The organism is Allochromatium tepidum, assembly GCF_018409545.1.
Taxonomy (GTDB): Bacteria; Pseudomonadota; Gammaproteobacteria; order Chromatiales; family Chromatiaceae; genus Thermochromatium; species Thermochromatium tepidum_A.
The window spans coordinates 1567916-1585925 of the sequence record NZ_AP024563.1; the positions used below are offsets into that span (position 1 = coordinate 1567916).

At 65.6% G+C, this 18010-nt stretch carries 14 protein-coding genes; 8 read left to right on the plus strand and 6 right to left on the minus strand.

The window, feature by feature from the left end; translation table 11 throughout:
• Position 1 precedes the first annotated feature (1 nt).
• The 7 genes from Atep_RS07580 (at position 2) to Atep_RS16605 (ending at position 5666) form a co-directional block, all read left to right on the plus strand.
• Positions 2–472 (plus strand): sulfur reduction protein DsrJ, encoded by a 471-nt coding sequence (locus tag Atep_RS07580; protein WP_213381267.1) that lies wholly within the window; start codon positions 2–4, stop codon positions 470–472.
• Between the two features lie 3 nt (positions 473–475).
• A complete protein-coding gene (gene dsrO, locus Atep_RS07585) occupies positions 476–1282 on the plus strand; it encodes a sulfate reduction electron transfer complex DsrMKJOP subunit DsrO (protein ID WP_213381268.1) in 807 nt (268 codons plus the stop codon).
• A 50-nt stretch (positions 1283–1332) separates the two neighbouring features.
• Positions 1333–2583, plus strand: coding sequence for an NrfD/PsrC family molybdoenzyme membrane anchor subunit (gene nrfD, locus Atep_RS07590; RefSeq protein WP_213381270.1), 1251 nt, complete (start codon positions 1333–1335; stop codon positions 2581–2583).
• 1 nt (position 2584) lies between these two features.
• A complete protein-coding gene (locus tag Atep_RS07595) occupies positions 2585–3961 on the plus strand; it encodes a cobyrinic acid a,c-diamide synthase CobB (protein ID WP_213381271.1) in 1377 nt (458 codons plus the stop codon).
• 71 nt (positions 3962–4032) lie between these two features.
• Positions 4033–4347, plus strand: coding sequence for a HesB/IscA family protein (locus Atep_RS07600; RefSeq protein WP_213381273.1), 315 nt, complete (start codon positions 4033–4035; stop codon positions 4345–4347).
• A gap of 15 nt (positions 4348–4362) precedes the next feature.
• Positions 4363–5460, plus strand: a complete 1098-nt coding sequence (locus Atep_RS07605; RefSeq protein ID WP_213381275.1) for a sulfur reduction protein DsrS — start codon at positions 4363–4365, stop codon at positions 5458–5460.
• Positions 5461–5531: 71 nt separating this feature from the next.
• Positions 5532–5666, plus strand: coding sequence for a DUF3108 domain-containing protein (locus Atep_RS16605; protein WP_236786620.1), 135 nt, complete (start codon positions 5532–5534; stop codon positions 5664–5666).
• Between the two features lie 10 nt (positions 5667–5676).
• Here Atep_RS16605 and Atep_RS07610 read toward each other — a convergent pair whose 3' ends face one another.
• The 6 genes from Atep_RS07610 to Atep_RS07635 form a co-directional block, all read right to left on the minus strand.
• Positions 5677–7224, minus strand: coding sequence for a LysM peptidoglycan-binding domain-containing protein (locus Atep_RS07610; RefSeq protein WP_213381281.1), 1548 nt, complete (start codon positions 7222–7224; stop codon positions 5677–5679).
• A 120-nt stretch (positions 7225–7344) separates the two neighbouring features.
• Positions 7345–7947, minus strand: coding sequence for a Maf family protein (locus Atep_RS07615; RefSeq protein WP_213381282.1), 603 nt, complete (start codon positions 7945–7947; stop codon positions 7345–7347).
• 10 nt (positions 7948–7957) lie between these two features.
• Complete coding sequence (gene gnd / locus Atep_RS07620; protein WP_213381283.1) at positions 7958–8974, minus strand: phosphogluconate dehydrogenase (NAD(+)-dependent, decarboxylating); 1017 nt, start codon at positions 8972–8974, stop codon at positions 7958–7960.
• 46 nt (positions 8975–9020) lie between these two features.
• Complete coding sequence (gene glgX, locus Atep_RS07625) at positions 9021–11105, minus strand: glycogen debranching protein GlgX (RefSeq protein WP_213381284.1); 2085 nt, start codon at positions 11103–11105, stop codon at positions 9021–9023.
• Positions 11106–11299: 194 nt separating this feature from the next.
• Positions 11300–12421, minus strand: coding sequence for an aminotransferase class V-fold PLP-dependent enzyme (locus Atep_RS07630; protein ID WP_213381285.1), 1122 nt, complete (start codon positions 12419–12421; stop codon positions 11300–11302).
• Positions 12421–13842, minus strand: coding sequence for a L,D-transpeptidase family protein (locus Atep_RS07635; RefSeq protein ID WP_213381287.1), 1422 nt, complete (start codon positions 13840–13842; stop codon positions 12421–12423). Before Atep_RS07635 ends, Atep_RS07630 begins: the two co-directional genes overlap by 1 nt.
• Positions 13843–14129: 287 nt before the next feature.
• Between Atep_RS07635 and metH the strand changes: the two genes are divergently transcribed.
• Positions 14130–17903: a methionine synthase gene (gene metH / locus Atep_RS07640; protein ID WP_213381288.1), complete on the plus strand. Its 3774-nt coding sequence runs from the start codon at positions 14130–14132 to the stop codon at positions 17901–17903.
• The last annotated feature ends 107 nt before the right edge of the window (positions 17904–18010 follow it).

An 18010-nucleotide genomic window follows, 5' to 3' on the forward strand; every position in this document is an offset into this window, starting at 1 on the left:
GATGGTCAAAGCCGTAGTCAGAGCCGGCCTGCTGACGCTGGGTCTGGTGTGGGTGGCGCTCGCCGCCGACACCGCCCTGGCCGATGGGGTCAAGCGATACGTGGTCGAGGGTTCGCCCGCCGCCGAGCGGGAGTCCTGCGTCGAACCGACCGAGCGGATGCGCCGCATGCACATGGAATTCATCAAGCACCAGCGCATCTCCACGGTCCACGAGGGCATCCGGGGCACCAAGTACAGCCTCACCGGCTGTGTCGACTGTCACATCAGTTACGACGAGAACCGTAATCCCCGCCCGATCGACCAGCCCGATCAATTCTGCGGGGCCTGTCACAACTATGCCGCCGTGGATCTGAACTGCTTCGACTGTCACGCCTCCGTGCCCAACCGGCCCGGCGCCGATGCCGAGGCGGCGCATCGCGCCGCCGGTGTCGTGGGACGGGTCGCGAGCACGCCTCCACAGGGAGGCCGGTGAACGATGAACGAGAACGCAACCCGCATCGCCTCTACGTCCGACGAGACCCCGGCTTCGACTGTCGACGCCGGGCGTCGCGGCTTCATCGGCACGGCGGCCGGACTGAGCGCCGCCGCGCTGGTGGCTCCGGGCGTCTTTCTGCACAGCGTCGCGGCCGCTCCGCGCAGCGAGCCGGTCACGGATTCGGTGCGCTGGGGCCTGTTGATCGACACCGCCAAGTGCGCCGACGGCTGCTCGGCCTGTGTCGACGCCTGCGACCGTGAAAACGGCCTGGATCTCCAGGAACCGCACGGCTCCGAGTCCAAGTGGGAGCACCAGAAGTCGGTCTGGATCCGCAAGGTCAAGCTCCAGGACAACCAGACCGGGCGCATCACCAATCTGCCCATGATGTGCCAGCACTGCGAGCATCCGCCCTGTGTCGACGTCTGCCCGACCGGCGCCTCTTTCAAACGCGCCGACGGCATCGTCATGGTCGACCGGCATCTGTGCATCGGCTGCCGCTATTGCATGATGGCCTGTCCCTACAAGGCGCGCAGCTTCATCCATCAGAATACGAGTGGACAACTGACCGCCGTGCCGCGCGGCAAGGGCTGTGTCGAGAGCTGCAATCTGTGCGTGCACCGGCGTGACCACGGCGAGGAGTCGACCGCCTGCGTCGATGCCTGCGCACAGGAAGGGCATGGGGCCATCGTCTTCGGCGATCTCAAGGATCCCGACAGCGCCATCAGCCAACGTCTGCGCGAGATCCCGAGCCGTCAGATCCGCGAGGATCTGGTGTTGAACACGGGCGTGCGTTACGCCGGCGTCTGAGTCCACTTTTCAGCCTTCGCGTACCGAGGCGAGGCCGGGGGTTCATCGAAATGAAACGAGTCGTCTATCGCGAATGGCGGATTCCGCCCGAGCGTTACTGGAGTCTGCTGGGCTTCCTGGCGGCCCTGATCGGGATCGCAGCGCTCTCATTCGGCTACATGGAACACGAGGGTCACTGGGTCAGCGGGATGAACAACTCGGTGGTCTGGGGGATGCCGCATGTGTTCGCGGTCTTCCTCATCATCGCGGCCTCGGGGGCGCTCAACATCGCCTCGATCGGCACCGTGTTCAGGAAACCGATCTACAAACCGCTCGGCCGGCTCTCGGGGCTGCTGGCGGTGGCGATGCTGATGGGCGGTCTGCTGGTGCTGGTCATGGATCTCGGGCGCCCGGAGCGTCTGATCGTGGCCATGACCAACTACAACTTCAGCTCGATCTTCGCCTGGAACATCTTCCTCTATACCGGCTTCATGGCCATCGTCATCGCCTATCTGTGGTCGATGGCCGACCGTCAGGGCGGGCCGTTCAACTATCCGATCGGCATTCTGGCGCTGGTCTGGCGTCTGGCGCTGACCACGGGTACCGGCTCGATCTTCGGCTTCCTGGTGGCGCGTCAGGCCTATGATGCGGCCATCCTCGGTCCGATGTTCGTGTCGCTGTCCTTCGCCTATGGGCTGGCGGTGTTCATGCTGGTGCTCATGTTCGGCTTCGAAGAAGAGGGACGCCCGATCGGCCCGCGCATGATGCGCCGGTTGCGCAATCTGCTGGCGCTCTTCATCGGCATTGCGCTCTATTTCACGCTGATCTATCACCTGACCAATCTCTACATGGCCAAGAACGACGGCCTGGAGCACTGGTTGCTGCTCAGCGGCGGGATCTATACCTTCCTGTTCTGGGTCGGCTGGATCCTGGTCGGCAGTCTGGTACCCATGTGGATCCTTTATCATCCGGTGCTGAGCCGGAAGCGCGAGTGGATCATCGGCGCCTGCGCCCTGGTCATCGTCGGCGGCTTCTCGGCCCTGTATGTCATCATCATCGGCAGCCAGGCATTCCCGATGGCGCTGTTCCCCGGACACACCATCCTGGAATCCGGCTTCGCCGACGGCGTCAACGGCGCCGCCGCGCCCTACTGGCCGACCATCCCCGAGATCCTGCTCGGCGTCGGCGGCGTGGCCGTGGCGCTGCTGATCACGGCGGTCGGCGTGCGGGTGCTGCAATTCATGCCCGAGTCGTTGGCCGACGACGTGGTCGCGCCGGACGAGGAGACGCTGGACGCGGCACCCTTCGCCAAGCCGGTCTGAGATGGCTCAGATCTATATCGCCGCGCCGCAGAAGTCCTCCGGCAAGACCACGCTCTCGATCGGTCTCTGTCGGGAGTTCACGCGGCGCGGTCTGGCCGTCCAGCCGTTCAAGAAGGGGCCGGACTACATCGATCCGCTGTGGCTCGGTCAGGCGGCCGGGCGTTCCTGTTTCAATCTCGACTTCCACACCATGTCCGAGTCCGAGATCCGCTCGGCCTTCGCCCGCGAGCTGGGCACGGCCGATCTGGGGCTGATCGAGGGCAATGTCGGGCTGTTCGACAGCACTCGGCTCGACGGCGCGCACAGCAACGCCGAACTGGCCAAGCTGATCGGCGCGCCCGTGGTGCTGGTGGTCAACTGTCATGGTCTGGCGCGCGGGATCGCGCCCTTGCTCCAGGGCTATCTGGCGTTCGATCCGGAACTCGAGATCGTGGGCGTGATCCTGAACAAGGTCGGGGGCGGGCGGCATGGCGAGAATCTGGTACGGGTCGTCGAGCACTACACCGATCTGCCGGTGCTGGGTCTGCTGCGCCGTAATGACGAGATCGGCATCGACGAGCGTCATCTGGGTCTGATGCCGAGCAATGAGACCGAGGACGCCGAGGTCCGGATCGAGCGCATCCGCGCCCGGATCGCCGATCAGGTCGATCTGGACCGGTTGCTCGCGATCGCCGAACGGGCCTCCTGTCCTCAGCCCGAGCCGGTCTCCATCCTCGAACCCGCGCCGACCGGCGATCTGGTACGCATCGGCATCGCCCGCGACGCCGCCTTCGGGTTCTACTATCCCGACGATCTGCGCGCGCTCGCCGCCGGCGGGGCCGAGCTGGTGCCCTTCAGCCCGATCTCCGACAGCACGCTGCCCGACGTCGACGCACTCTTCATCGGCGGCGGCTTCCCCGAGTACCGCATGGCCGAGCTGGAAGACAATCGGCTGATGCGTCAGGCCATCCGCGACTTCGTCGCCGAGGGTCGACCGTTGTATGCCGAGTGCGGCGGCCTCATGTATCTGTGCTCGCGGCTGTGCTGGAAGGGCGAGCGGCGCTCCATGGTCGGCGCCCTCGATGCCGATGTCGAGATGTGCGACCGTCCACAGGGCCGCGGCTATGTGTGTCTGAGTGAAACCGAGGCGTTTCCCTGGCCGCGTCTGGACGCCGAGCCGCCCGCCGAGATCGCCGCTCACGAGTTCCATCACTCGGCGATCCTGGAACCGGACCCCGGCTGGCGCTATGGCTACGCCGTCCATCGGGGCGCCGGTATCGACGGCTCGCACGACGGCATCGTCCAGGGTAATCTGTTCGCCTGTTACAGCCATCTGCGCGCCGTGGGCGGTAATCGCTGGACCGATCGGTTTCTGGCTCAGATTCGTCGCACGCTTTGACGGCGCGCGGCCTGCGGTTCATTTCAACCTTGAGCCATGTCCGCCGGACACGGTTCGAGAGGGGTCTGACGATGTTCAAGCTGACACCCGCCGCCGCCGAGCAAGTCCTCAAGGCGGCCAAACAAGGCGGTACCGAGGGCATGTGCCTGCGTCTGGCCGCCGGCCGGAATCCCGACGGCAGCATCGACTACCGGATGGGATTCGACGATCTGACCGATGACGACATTCGAGTCAACAGCGAGGGCGTCGAGATCGTGATCGCGCCTGAGTCCGTTCCCTTGCTCGATCAAGCGACCATGGACTATGTCGAGCTGGAGCCGGGGCAGTTCCACTTCATCTTCCTCAATCCCAAGGATCCGACTTATCGTCCGCCGAGCGACGGTTGAGCGTGCGTCCCGATCATGGATCTCAGTCACGAGGACAGTCTGCGGCTCCATGTCCTGCTGGCCGGCCAACCGCTGGCCATCCGCATCGACGAGGGCCGGATGCGGGTCCGGGGTCTGACCGAGCGCGGCGAGTCGAGCGTCCAGCTCAATCCCAACACCGCGCCCGAGCGTTATCTGCGTCAGGTGCGCGAACTCATCTCCGGGCATGTGCTGGGTTCGCCCGGCGGCTATCCGGTCTATCTCAGCCGCTGGACCCGTCTGGGGCAGATGCGCGACGAGAGTCTGGCGCAACTGCTGCTGCTCGGCGAGCCGGAAGCCGTAGTCGCCGCCGTCGGCTCGCCCGGACTGACCGACGAGCTGGCACGCCGTGCCTGGTGGGCGATGGAGGACGCCGGCAACGCGCGCCGGATGCTGGCCAATGTGCGCGTGCGCGATGGGCGCATGGGGCCGATCCTGGCTGAGTATCTGCTCCAGTATCTGCCGTTCGAGACCGACTCTGAGGCGATGATGGAGAGCGTGCGGCTGATCCTGCAACCTGGATTGCTCGACGACGAACGGCGGCGCGATCTCTGGACGCGCGCGGCACACAAGCCGGCTTGGCTGGTGGGGTTTCTGCGTGCCGGTTTCGACGACTGGCCGGAGGTCGGGCCGGCACGCCCGGTCCCGGAATCGCTGAGGTCACTGGCCGCCGACGCCGATCCGGTCGCGCGCCTCCTGGAGCGACTCCACACACCCGCCGGTCAGGGCTATCTCAAGACCGTGGCGCGGATTCTCGACAAACCGCCCAATCAGGACGTCCTGCTCGCCGTGCTCGACTGTCTGCGCACGACCTTCGCACCCGTGCGTCCCGAGGGCGATCCCGATCTCGGACTCGACGCCCTGAGCCGGGACGCCGAGGATTTCCCGTCCGCCGATCCGCGCGGACTCGAACTGGCGCGCGTCTGCCCCGACTGTCGCGCCGAACTCCAGGCCATGCGCTTTCTGTCCGGTGTGGGCTATGCTCTGATCCGACCGCTGCTGTCCGACCCGACCACCCAGGGTACGCTCATGCGCCGCAAGCTCGCGCCCGTGCTCGATGCCCTCCTGAACCGGATCGATGGCCTGACGCGCTGAGGAGCCGGAAGACGCGAACCCAACGCTCAGGTCGAGCGATGGGCGGGACGTCGAGCGCGAGACGCGAACCCATGAACTCGGACAGATTCGCGACGTGCTGTCCACGCTCCTGCCTCTGGCTCAGCGACGACCATCGCATCCCCGTCGAGATCCAGGCCGATCTGCAGGTCGGGTTCGTCTCCATGCGGTTGCGCCGTCTCGGGTGATCTTCGGCGTTCAGATGCCGACGATGAGTCTCTGTCCGGGCAGGATCTTGTTGTCGTCCGGGCGCATCTTGTTGAGTTTGCGCAATTCCTCGACCGAGATTCCGTTCTGGACCGCGACGCGATAGAGCGTCTCCTGGGGCTGGACCACATGGTAACGGGTCTTGGACTTGGCGGCGGCAGGTTGCGCCTGCGTCTTGGTTCCGGCCGTGACCGGCGCCTTGGCGGCAGCGACCGGTGTGGTTGCGGGTGTCGCCATGGCCACGGCGGTGCGGGTCGCGGCAGGCGTCGCTGCGGCGGGCCGGGTGGCCGGTTCGGTGCGCGCGACGGCGGCGGGACGCGCATAGGCCGGGGGCTGACTGGCGATCCGGCGTGTCGTCCCGGCCGGGAGCCAGACCGTGGTTCCGGCCGGCAGGTGACCGTCGCCCTTGATCACCGGGTCGCGCCAGTGCAGGTTCAGTTCGGCGAGTTGCTGCTTGGAGGTGCCGTAGTGCTGGGCCAGATGGTCGACGGGCATGCTGTCGCGCAATACGATCTTGTCGTACCTCCAGGGTTCCTCGTAACGAATCCCTTCGGGGAAATAACGCTCGGGGTGACCGGCGACTTCGCGGGCAGCGATGAATTCGGCGTAATAATTGCGTGAAGCGAAACCGAAGGCCGATCCCTTGTAGTGCCTGACGATACGACCGATGTCGCCTCCCTGTTGCGACTTGGCATTGGCGATGCCGCCCTGTCCGTGGTTGTAGGAGGTGATCGCCAGCGGCCAACTGCCCAGGCGTCGATGGGCTTCGGACAGGTAGCGAGCAGCGCCTTCCGCCGCGATGATCGGATCGTAACGTTCGTCGATCTGACCATTGACGGTCATGTATTGCCGTCCGGTCGCCGGCATGAACTGCCAGATTCCGCTGGCGCCAGCGCTCGAGCGCGCGTTGGACTGGAAGGAGGATTCGACGTGCGGCAGATAGGCGAGATCCTCGGGCAAGCCGTACTGACGCATGATCTCGCGGAAGATCCGATCGTAGCGTCCGCTGATCTCCACGCCGCGGCGGAACTTCTCGCGGATGCCGCGCTGGGCGCGGACGCGCTCCGAGGCCCCATAGAGCGCCGCGACCCCGCCGGCGCGATCGAATTTCGCCAGGAGCGTCTTGTCGTCGGCGGTCAGCGGCTGGTTGTTGCGCACACGCCGCTCCAGGTCGGCGAGCCGAAATCGGTAGTGATCGACGCGATCTTTCAGCCAGGATTGCTGGAGTTGGTTGTACGAGGCTTGAGTGAGTCCAGGAATCCGGGTGACTTCATAGATCACACCGAGATGCTCGTCGTCATGAATGGCGACCTCACTTAGGCTCCAGACGCCATAGACATGACGCCAGAAGTCCACATTGTCCTGGATCTCGGCTGGAACGGGGAAGGTGTGCGAGTCACCGTAATCGCGCTGAGTCGAATGGCCTGTGTCGCCGAGCTGGGATTCGAGATTGTTGCTCGCGCAGCCGGCCATGAGCAGCAGGCTGACGGAAACGGGTAAGGCCCAAACGAGCCTGACGTTCAGGGCACTTGGTCGCATTGCTGAGGATTCCCCTTGGAAATTCTTGACCCTAGAAGGGGTCTTTAGAGTTTGACATTAAGTCTTGCCCACGAAAAACCGTTTTGCAAGACGCCCCTTCGTTAATTCGATCAAAAGGGATCAAGAGCCGAGCGGGCAGAGACCGGCGGCTTCCAGCAGGGGGATGAGTCGAATCAAAGGCAAGCCGATGAGCGCGGCGGGATCGTCGCCTTCCAGACGCTCGAAGAGCGCGATCCCGAGTCCTTCGGATTTGAAGCTGCCGGCACAGTCGTAGGGACGCTCGCGCTCGAGATAGCCTTCGATGCGCGCACGGCTGAGCACGCGGAAATGCACCCGGAACGGCTCGACCAGGGTTTGGACCTGTCCGCTCCGCGCGTCGAGCACACAGAGTCCGGTCTGGAACAGCACGCAGCGGCCCGAGGCGCGCTCCAGTTGGGTGATGGCCGTTTGGTGATCACCGGGCTTGCCGAGGATGGCATCGTCCAGGCAGGCGACCTGATCCGAACCGATGATGAGCGCGTCCGGATGGTTCAGCGCCACGGCGCGCGCCTTGGCCTCGGCGAGCCGCCGGACCAGATCGGCCGGCGACTCGCTGGGATGCCGGTGCTCGTCGACATCGGGTGCGGCGGTGGAGAAGGGCAGACCGAGCCGTTCGAGCAGAGCACGCCGGTAGGGCGAAGTCGAGGCGAGGATCAGTGGGACAGGCGTCGAAGTCGGGATCATTGCAGTGCGTTCAGTCTTTGGGTTTCTCGTGGTGCCCACCGAACTGATAGCGCATCGCCGACAGGAGCTGATTGGCGAAATCGCCCTCGCCGCGCGAGCCGAAGCGTTCGTAGAGCGCCGTGGTCAGCAGCGGGGCGGGGGTGCCGGTCTCGATCGCGGCCAGCGCCGTCCAGCGGCCTTCGCCCGAGTCCGAGACGCGGCCGCCGAACGCGCTGAGCCGGGGATCCTCGTGCAGGGCATTGGCCGTCAGGTCGAGCAGCCAGGAGGCGATGACGCTGCCGCGTCGCCAGACCTCGGCGACATCGGCGAGCGGGATGTCGTACTGGTAGTGCTCGGGATGGGCGAGCGGCGCGGTTTCTGCGTCGCCGGCGCGATCCTCGCGTCCGATGCCGGCGTGGCGCAGGAGGTTGAAGCCCTCGGCATAGGCGCCCATGAGCGCGTATTCGATGCCGTTGTGGACCATCTTGACGAAATGTCCGGCGCCATTGGGTCCGCAGTGCAGATAGCCCTGTTCGGCGCGGCTCGGCGGACCCGAGCGTCCGGCCGTGCGCGGGATCTCACCGGCTCCGGGCGCGAGCGCGGCGAAGATCGGGTCGAGCCGCTCGACGACCTCGGGTTCGCCGCCGATCATCAGGCAATAGCCGCGCTCCAGGCCCCAGACGCCGCCGCTGGTGCCGCAGTCGACCAGATGCAGCCCCAGCGGACGCAGCCGCTCGGCGTGGACCAGATCGTCGCGATAGTGCGAGTTGCCGCCGTCGATCAGGGCATCGCCCGGTTCCAGATGCGGGATCAGATCCTCAATGACGCCGCCCACGGCCGCCGCCGGGATCATCAGCCAGACATGGCGCGGCGGCTCCAGTCGGGCGCGGAACTCAGCCGGATCGCTGATGGCGATCGCGCCCGCGTCGACCAGGGCCTGAGCCTTGGCCGGGTTGCGATTGTAAACGACGCATTGATGTCCGGCGCGCAGCAGGCGTCGCACCATGTTGGCGCCCATGCGCCCCAGACCGATCATGCCGATGTGCATATCGAGTGTCCTCCGTTGGTTGTCGTTCGCCCAGTCGCGGCAGGGTTCATGCCGGACGCGACTCCAGCACCACCACGCCATGCGCCCCGACCGCGAAGCGTTCCGGTTGCGACAGTGGGTGCTGCGCCTCGGGCGGCACCACCAGTCCGCCCTCGGGCTGGGTGTCGACCGCGAGACACCAGCCGCGACCGGCGATGACCGGTAGCTCGAAGTCGTGAACGACACTGTCCATGTTGAACATGACGTGCAGCGGCGGTTCGTCCTCGATCTTGCCGGCCAGGGTGAAGGCCAGCACCCGGCTCGTCGGATCGTCCCAGTCGGGTTTGTCGAGCCGGGTGCCGTGCCAAGTGATGTCGGGGAGGGTCTGACCGTACTCGGGCTTGCCGGTCAGGAAGCGGTCGCGCATCAGTGCCGGATGACGCCGGCGCAGCGCGATCACGGCGCGCACGAACTCCAGGACGTCGCGGTTGCTGTCGACCAGCCCCCAGTCGAACCAGGACAGCTCGTTGTTCTGACAATAGGTGTTGTTGTTGCCGCGCTTGGTGCGAAACACCTCGTCGCCTGAGAGCAGCATGGGCACGCCCTGGCTCAGCATCAGGATACTGATGAAGTTGCGTGCCTGCCGGCGCCGTAAACGTTGGATCTCGGCGTCGTCGGTCGGTCCCTCGCAGCCGCAGTTCCAGCTCAGGTTGTGGTCGTGACCGTCGCGGTTGTCCTCGCCGTTGGCCTCGTTGTGCTTGTGGTCGTAGCTGACCAGATCGCACAGGGTGAAGCCGTCGTGACAGGTGACGAAGTTGATCGAGTTCATCGGCAACCGACCGCGCCCCTCGTACATATCGCTGGATCCGGCCAGGCGGGTGGCGACCTCGGAGACCAGTCCCGGATCGCCGCGCACAAAGCCGCGGATGACGTCACGATAGCGACCGTTCCACTCCGACCAACGATAGCCGGGGAAGTCGCCGACCTGATAGAGTCCGGCCGCGTCCCAAGCCTCGGCGATGATGTGGGCGCGATTGAGTGAGGGCGAGAGCTCGATCGCCCAGAGCACCGGGGCGTGGTACTGCGGGTTGCCGTCCTCGCCGCGCGCCAGCGCGCTGGCCAGATCGAAGCGGAAGCCGTCGACGTGCATCCGCCGCACCCAGTAGAGCAGGGCATCGATTAGGAACCGCGTCACCAGCGGGTGATTGCAGTTCATGGTGTTGCCGCAGCCGGTGTAGTCGCGATACTTGCTTCGATCCTCGAAGTCGAGGTGATAGAAGATCTCGTTGCCGAGCGCCTTGAAGCTGATGACCGGACCGCCCGCGCCGCCCTCGGCGGTGTGGTTGAAGACCACGTCCAGGATCACGCCGATCCCGGCCCTGTGGAACGCCTTGATCATGTCGCGGAACTCGTCGCGCGCCTGGCCGGCGCTCACGGCGAAGCCCGGATGCGGGGCGAAGAAGCTGTGGGTGCTGTAACCCCAGTAGTTTTCGAGTCCCAGGCCGGCGGTTTTGGGCGGCACGTCCTGGGCGTCGAAGGCCATGACCGGCATCAGCTCGACATGGGTGATGCCGAGTTCCTTGAGATAGGGGATCTTCTCGACGATGCCGGCGAAGGTGCCCGGATGGGCCACGCCGGACGAGGGATGGCGGGTGAAGCCGCCGACGTGCATCTCGTAGATGACCGCCTGACTGAGCGGGATGAACAGCGGCTTGTCGTCCTCCCAGTCGTAGTCGTCGCGCAGCACCTGGCCGCGGATGGCGGTCTCGACGTTGTCGCCGGGGCGCGAGGCGGCGGCGCGGTCCCAGAGGCGGTCGCTGATGGTGGTCGCCCAGGGGTCGAGCAGGGCCTTTTCGACATCGAGTCGGCTGCCGGTCCGGCGCAGGTCGGCCCGTCCGTCGGCACGCCAGTTGTAGAAGGTGCCCTCGGGCAGGTTCTCGACGAAGATGTGCCAGAAGAAGAAGGTGCGGTTGACGCGCGGGTCGAGCCGGATCACCTCATAGGGGTCCGGGCTCTCCTCGCATTCGAACAGCAGGAGCTGCATGCGCTCGGCATAGCGCGACAGCACGCAAAAATTGACGCCGCCGTCCATGACCGTCACTCCCGCCGTCTCCCAACTGCCTGGTCGGACACGGTACCTCAGTGGCCTCATCGGCGGTCACTCCCAAATCGAGCGGATTCGCTCATTTCAACATCGCCGGAACCAGCAGATAGCCGATCAGGGTTCCGACCAGGGTGCCGAGAATGGCGCCCAGGAGAATTCCGTACCATTTCACGTCGCCACCTCTATGGCCTCATTCGAGGCACGGGCTATTGTGCGTCCCCTTTGGTTGACTCGACAAGCGCTCATTCAAGGATTTCGTCGAGAATGTACATGGCGCGCTCCAGTGTTTCGAGCGGTGTATAAAAATGCGGCGAGAAACGAATACCGCCGCCACGCTGGGCGCAGAGTACGCGCCGCGCCATGAGCGACGAATAGAGCCTTGATGACGACTCGCCCGGTACGCGGAAGGTGACGATCCCAGCGCGTCGTTCGGCATCGCGCGGCGTGAGCAGCTCGAATCCGCGTGCATCGATCAGGGCGATGAGATGCGCTGTCCGTGCCTGCAAGCGGCGCCAGACCTCGTCCATCCCGATCTCGGCCAGCAGTGAGAGACTGGCCTCCAGCGCGTGCGCCCCGAGCAGATTGGGACTGCCGCACTCGAAGCGGCGCGCGTCCCTGGCGGGCGTCCAGTCGGTGCGGTCGAAGTCGCCCGAATGCTCGACCATGTGCCAGCCGAACTGGCGCAGTGTCAGACGTTCGCGCAGTCCGGAGCGGACATAGAGCAGCGCCAGCCCCTCGGGGCCGAGCATCCATTTGTGCCCGTCGGCGACGACGAAATCGGCCTGAAAACGCTTGAGATCGAAGGGCAGGGCGCCCAAGCCCTGAATGGCATCTACGCACAGCAGGACGTCATTGGCCCGGCACCAAGCGCCGAGCCGCTCCAGATCCAGCCGCAGACCCGAGGCATACTGCACCCAGCTCACGGCGATCATCCGTGTCGAGTCGTCGCACAGCGCGATCAGGTCGGCTTCGGGGTCGCTGGAGCCGTCCAGATCCAATGCGCGCCAGGTCACGCCCTGATCGGCCAGCGACTCCCAGACCACCCGGTTGGAGGGGAACTCCTGGGCGATCCCGACGATGCTGTCCCCCGGCGTCCAGGGCAGGCCGTGCGCGATGACCGACAGCGCTTCCGACGTGTTCTTGGCCAGGGCGATGTCGGCGGTCTGATCGGCGCCGATCAGCCAGGCCAGACGCTCGCGCAGACGCTGCTCGACGGCGAGCCAGACGGGATAGTCGAGCGATCCCTGACGCGCGTTCTCCTCGGCGAAGCGCGTCACCGCCGCCACCGCGCGCCGCGGCCAGGGGCCGACGGCGGCATGGTTCAAGTGGCAGAGATCGGGATCGAGCGCGAACTCGTCGCTCATCAGGTCGCGCTACCGGCCGGCGCGGCCGCTGGTGCCGCTGGCGGTTCGGGTTTGGCGGGCGCCGGACTCGGTGCCGGCTCAGCAGGTTTGGGCGCCGGAACCGGCGCCGGTTGAGGTGCGGGAGCACTCGTCTCCGCCGAACCCGCAGCGGGCTTGGGAGCCGGTGTGGGGGCTTCCTGGATCTCGGGTGCCGGCTTGTTAGGTGCCGGGGGCGTTGCCTCGGGCGAAACGGTCGGCGCCGCCGGTTGTGTCCCAGGGTGTCCAGTCGATGAATGAGATCCTCCGGCCGGCGGAGCGTTCTCGATGATCGAAGGCCGCGTGGGATCCGGCGTCGCTGGTGCGGATTGAGTGGCCCCAGGCGTCGGCGCAACGGTCGTCTGCTCGGATGGCTTCGCCGTCGTGGTCTCCGGAGACACGGCAGGCGCGCTCGTGTCGTGGGCAGCGGTTTTCGGCTGAGTCCCAGGTTCACGCATCCGCGTCTCACGCGCGTTCGTGGCATCGACTGTCCGAGCCGCCGACGTCGCTTCGTCCTTCGCCACGGCATGGGATTCGGGTGCGGCGGCACCGACCTCAGCCGTGGGCGGGCTGGCCGTATCGGGCGCCGGCTCGGCCTGGGCGACCTGTTGCGCCTTCCCGGCCTCGGCGGCGCGCTGTGCAGCGATCCGCTGCTCCTCAGCGCGGCGTGCGGCATTGGCGCGCTGCTTGGCGACATAATCGCCATAGCTCGGCCCCTTGCCCTCGATGGTCACGGGCGTCCCGTTCGACACATGACGGAAGACCACAGGCGCGATCTTGCTCGGCATCCGGATACAGCCATGTGAGGCGGGCTGGCCCGGATTGGGGATCGGCCCGGCGTGCAGGCCCACGCCATCCTCGGTCAAACGCATGAAGAAGGGCATGTGCGCGCCCTCGAAGCGTCCGCCGTCGGGGATGGGATCACGCCCGACCTTGACGCTGGAGCGCAGGACGCGACCGCCCTTGCCATAGACCTTGCCGTAGAGATTCGAGCGCTTGTTCTCGACCTTCTCAGTCACCTGGAAACGGCCGGTCGGGGTCGGATATTTGGAGATGCCGGTGGCGACCATGCTCCAACCGATCTCTTCGTCGCCCGAATAGAAACGAGCTTTCTGTTCATTGGTGTTGACGACGATGCGCGTGACCTTACGTCCATCGCCCTTCCACTCATAGAGCGGAGTCGACATCTTTTGGTCTTTTTCCGGCGGCGCCTCGGTCGCGGCCCCCGGAGACGCCGCTGTTCCTGCCGACTCTTCGGCGACGACGGACTCGGTCGGCGGCGCGTCCTTTTTGGTGTTGAAGCGTGCGAGTCCATCGCACCCCACCAGCCCGAGTAGGATGAGTGAGCTGACGCCGGTCTTGAACGAGACCGACGTAAAAGCGAGGATCTTGGAATTGGTGGTCATGGTGCTGTGATTTCCCGAGCCTCGATGGGCACCGTCATTTTTGATTGTGAGATGGCGTATTAGCATAGCGCGACCGGGTTGCGAGGGCACGCCTTGAACGCCTGTGAATTGGTGTACGAACGGTCTTTTGGGCGCGAAGCCATGAACAAAGACCGGTGCTCATGGTATCGTTCCCGCCTTTGAGAGGCGCCTGTGGCGCGAATTCTCCCAAGCGTCCGGCCAAAGAGATCCACGCCGCTCGCCGCCGCGCCGTCCACGCGCTCGACTTCTTCCAGCCGTGAGTCCCCATGACTGATTCCAATGCTCTGATCCGCGAGCGCCTCGCGCGTTCCATCCTCATTCTCGACGGCGCTATGGGCACCATGATCCAGCGCCACGGTCTGACCGAGGCCGATTATCGCGGCGCGCGCTTCGCCGACTGGCCGAGCGACCTCAAGGGCAACAACGATCTGCTGGTACTCACGCGCCCGGACGTGATCGGCGGCATCCATCGCGCCTATCTGGACGCCGGCGCCGACATCGTCGAGACCAACAGCTTCAACGCCACCCGCATCGCCATGGCCGATTACGGCATGGAAGCACTCGCCTATGAGATCAACGTCGCCGCCGCCCGTCTGGCGCGCGAGGCCGCCGACGAATACTCGACGCCCGAGAAACCGCGTTTCGTCGCCGGCGTGCTCGGGCCGACCAACCGCACCGCCTCCATCTCGCCCGACGTCAATGATCCGGGCGCGCGCAACGTCGATTTCGATACCCTGGTCGCCGCCTATGCCGAGTCCACGCGCGGCCTGATCGAAGGCGGCGCGGATCTGATCCTGATCGAGACCATCTTCGACACCCTGAACGCCAAGGCCGCCGTCTTCGCGGTCAAGCAGGTGTTCGACGAGGACGGGGTCGAGCGCCCCATCATGATCTCGGGCACCATCACCGATCAATCGGGCCGGACGCTGACGGGTCAGACCACCGAGGCGTTCTACAACTCGCTGCGTCATGCCGAGCCGATCAGCATCGGGCTGAACTGTGCGCTCGGTCCCTTCGAGCTGCGTCAGTATGTCGAGGAGATGGCGCGCATCAGTGAGACCCATGTCTCGGCGCATCCCAACGCCGGCCTGCCGAACGAACTCGGCGGCTATGATCTCGGTCCCGAGGAGATGGCCGAAGAGATCGCCGAGTGGGCGCGAAGCGGCTTTCTCAACATCGTCGGCGGCTGCTGCGGCACCACGCCCGATCATATCCGCGCCATCGCCGAGGCCGTCGCCGGCATCGCCCCGCGCGTCCGGCCCGAGATCGCTCCGGCCTGCCGGCTCTCGGGGCTGGAACCCTGTAACATCGGCGCGGATTCTCTCTTCGTCAATGTCGGCGAGCGCACCAATGTGACAGGCTCCGCACGTTTCCGGCGGCTGATCAAGGAAGGCGATTACGACACCGCGCTCAGCGTGGCTCAGGAGCAGGTCGAGAACGGCGCCCAGGTCATCGACGTCAACATGGACGAGGGGCTGCTGGATGCGGTCGCGGCCATGAAGCGCTTCCTCAATCTGGTCGCCGCCGAACCCGAGATCTCTAAGGTGCCGGTGATGATCGACTCCTCCAAGTGGGAGGTGATCGAGACCGGGCTCAAATGCGTCCAGGGCAAGCCGATCGTCAACTCGATCTCGATCAAAGAGGGCGAGGCGAAGTTTCTCCAACAGGCGCGGCTGTGCCGACGCTATGGCGCGGCGGTCATCGTCATGGCCTTCGACGAGCTGGGGCAGGCCGACACCCGGGCGCGCAAGATCGAGATCTGCACCCGTGCCTACCGGCTGCTGACCGAACAGGTCGGCTTCCCGCCCGAGGACATCATCTTCGACCCCAACATCTTCGCGGTCGCCACCGGCATCGCGGAACACGACAACTACGCGGTCGATTTCATCGAGGCCACGCGCGAGATCAAGCGCACCCTGCCGCATGCACTGGTCTCGGGCGGTGTGTCCAACGTCTCCTTCTCCTTCCGCGGCAACGATCCGGTGCGCGAAGCCATCCACGCGGTCTTTCTCTACCATGCGGTCAAGGCCGGCATGGACATGGGCATCGTCAATGCCGGTCAGCTCGCCATCTACGACGATCTGCCGGAAGAGTTGCGCGAGGCGGTCGAGGACGTGATCCTCAACCGGCGTCCGGACGGCACTGAACGACTGCTCGATCTGGCCCCGAAGTACAAGGGCGACGGCGGCGGCATCGAGAACAAGGCCGATCTGGAATGGCGCGGCTGGCCGGTCGAGAAGCGCATCGAACATGCGCTCATCAAGGGCATCACCGACTTCATCGACGAGGACACCGAGGCGGCGCGTCAGGCGCTCGGGCGTCCGCTGGAGGTGATCGAAGGCCCGCTGATGCGCGGCATGAACATCGTCGGCGACCTGTTCGGCGAGGGCAAGATGTTCCTGCCGCAGGTGGTGAAGTCGGCGCGCGTGATGAAGAAGGCGGTGGCCTATCTCCAGCCATTCCTAGAAGCCGAGAAGGCCGAGAGCGGCGCCGAGGCGAGCAATAACGGCAAATTCCTCATCGCCACGGTCAAGGGCGACGTGCACGACATCGGCAAGAACATCGTCGCTGTGGTCTTGCAGTGCAACAGCTATGAAGTCATCGACCTTGGGGTCATGGTGCCGACCGAGACCATCCTCCAGCGTGCGCGCGAGGTCGGTGCCGATGTGATCGGGCTCTCGGGGCTGATCACGCCTTCGCTCGATGAGATGGTGCATGTGGCCAAGGAGATGCAGCGCCAGGGGCTGGAGGTTCCGCTACTGATCGGCGGGGCCACGACCTCGAAGCTGCATACCGCGCTCAAGATCGCGCCCCAGCGTGAGGCGCCGGTCATCTATGTGCCGGATGCCTCGCGGGCCGTGGGTGTGGTCTCCAGTCTGCTGAGCGAGACCCAGCGTCCGGGCTATGTGGCGGCCATCGCCGAGGAGTACGAGCGGTTGCGTGCCGAGCGCGAGGGGCGTTCGACGACCCGCAAGTCGGTGTCGATCGCCGAGGCGCGCGCCAACCGATTGGCGCTCGACTGGGCGGGCTATGAGCCGCCGAAGCCGCATATCCTGCGGCCCGAGATCGGATTCCAGGGCTTCACCGAGCTGCCGTTCGCCACCCAGCTTCAGGCGCAGGGTGATGCGGTCATTGCGACCATTCCCGATTATCCGCTCGCCGATCTGGTCCGAACCATCGACTGGCTGCCCTTCTTCCGTGCCTGGGAGCTGGCGCATAAGCACTTCCCCGGTATTCTCGACGATGCGGTCATCGGCGAGGAGGCGCGCAAGCTCTATGCCGATGCCCAGGCGTTTCTGGAGCGGCTGGTGAGCGAACGCTGGCTCCAGGCGCGTGCGGTGCTGGGCTTCTTCCCGGCCAATGGGGTTGGAGCCGATGACATCGCGCTCTACACCGACGAGGCGCGCACCCAGCCGCTGGCGACCCTGCACAACCTGCGCCAGCAGATGCCGCGCGATGGCGGACGCCATCAGGCCAACTTCTGTCTCTCCGACTTCATCGCCCCGGCCGAGAGCGGGCGCGCCGACTGGATCGGGGCCTTCGCCGTCACCGCCGGGGTGGGGATCGAGGAGCATCTGGCGCGCTTCGAGGCCGATCACGACGACTACAGCGCCATCATGCTCAAGGCGCTCGCCGACCGGCTGGCCGAGTCCTTCGCCGAGCGGCTGCATCAACTGGTGCGCACCCGCTATTGGGGCTATGCGGCGGATGAGCAGCTCACCAACGAGGAACTCATCGCCGAGCAATATCAGGGTATCCGCCCGGCACCCGGCTATGCCGCCTGTCCGGATCACACCGAAAAGGGGACGCTCTGGACGCTGCTGGAACCCGATCAGCGCATCGGCCTCACGCTCACCGAGAACTATGCCATGTGGCCCACGGCGGCCGTTTCGGGCTGGTATTTCGCCCATCCAGAGGCGCGTTATTTCGGCGTCGGGCGCATCCAGCGCGATCAGGTCGAGGACTATGCACAGCGTAAGGGTATGACGCTCGCCGAGGCCGAACGCTGGCTGGCGCCTGTGCTGGGCTACGAAGCCTGAAGCTAGACCTGGAGGCCGAGAAACAGCTTGTCGTTATCTGTTGCGTCCCGCGCACGATGGTTGCATCGCCCGGCCGCAAGGTCGGGCGTGGATTGAAACAACGCCCT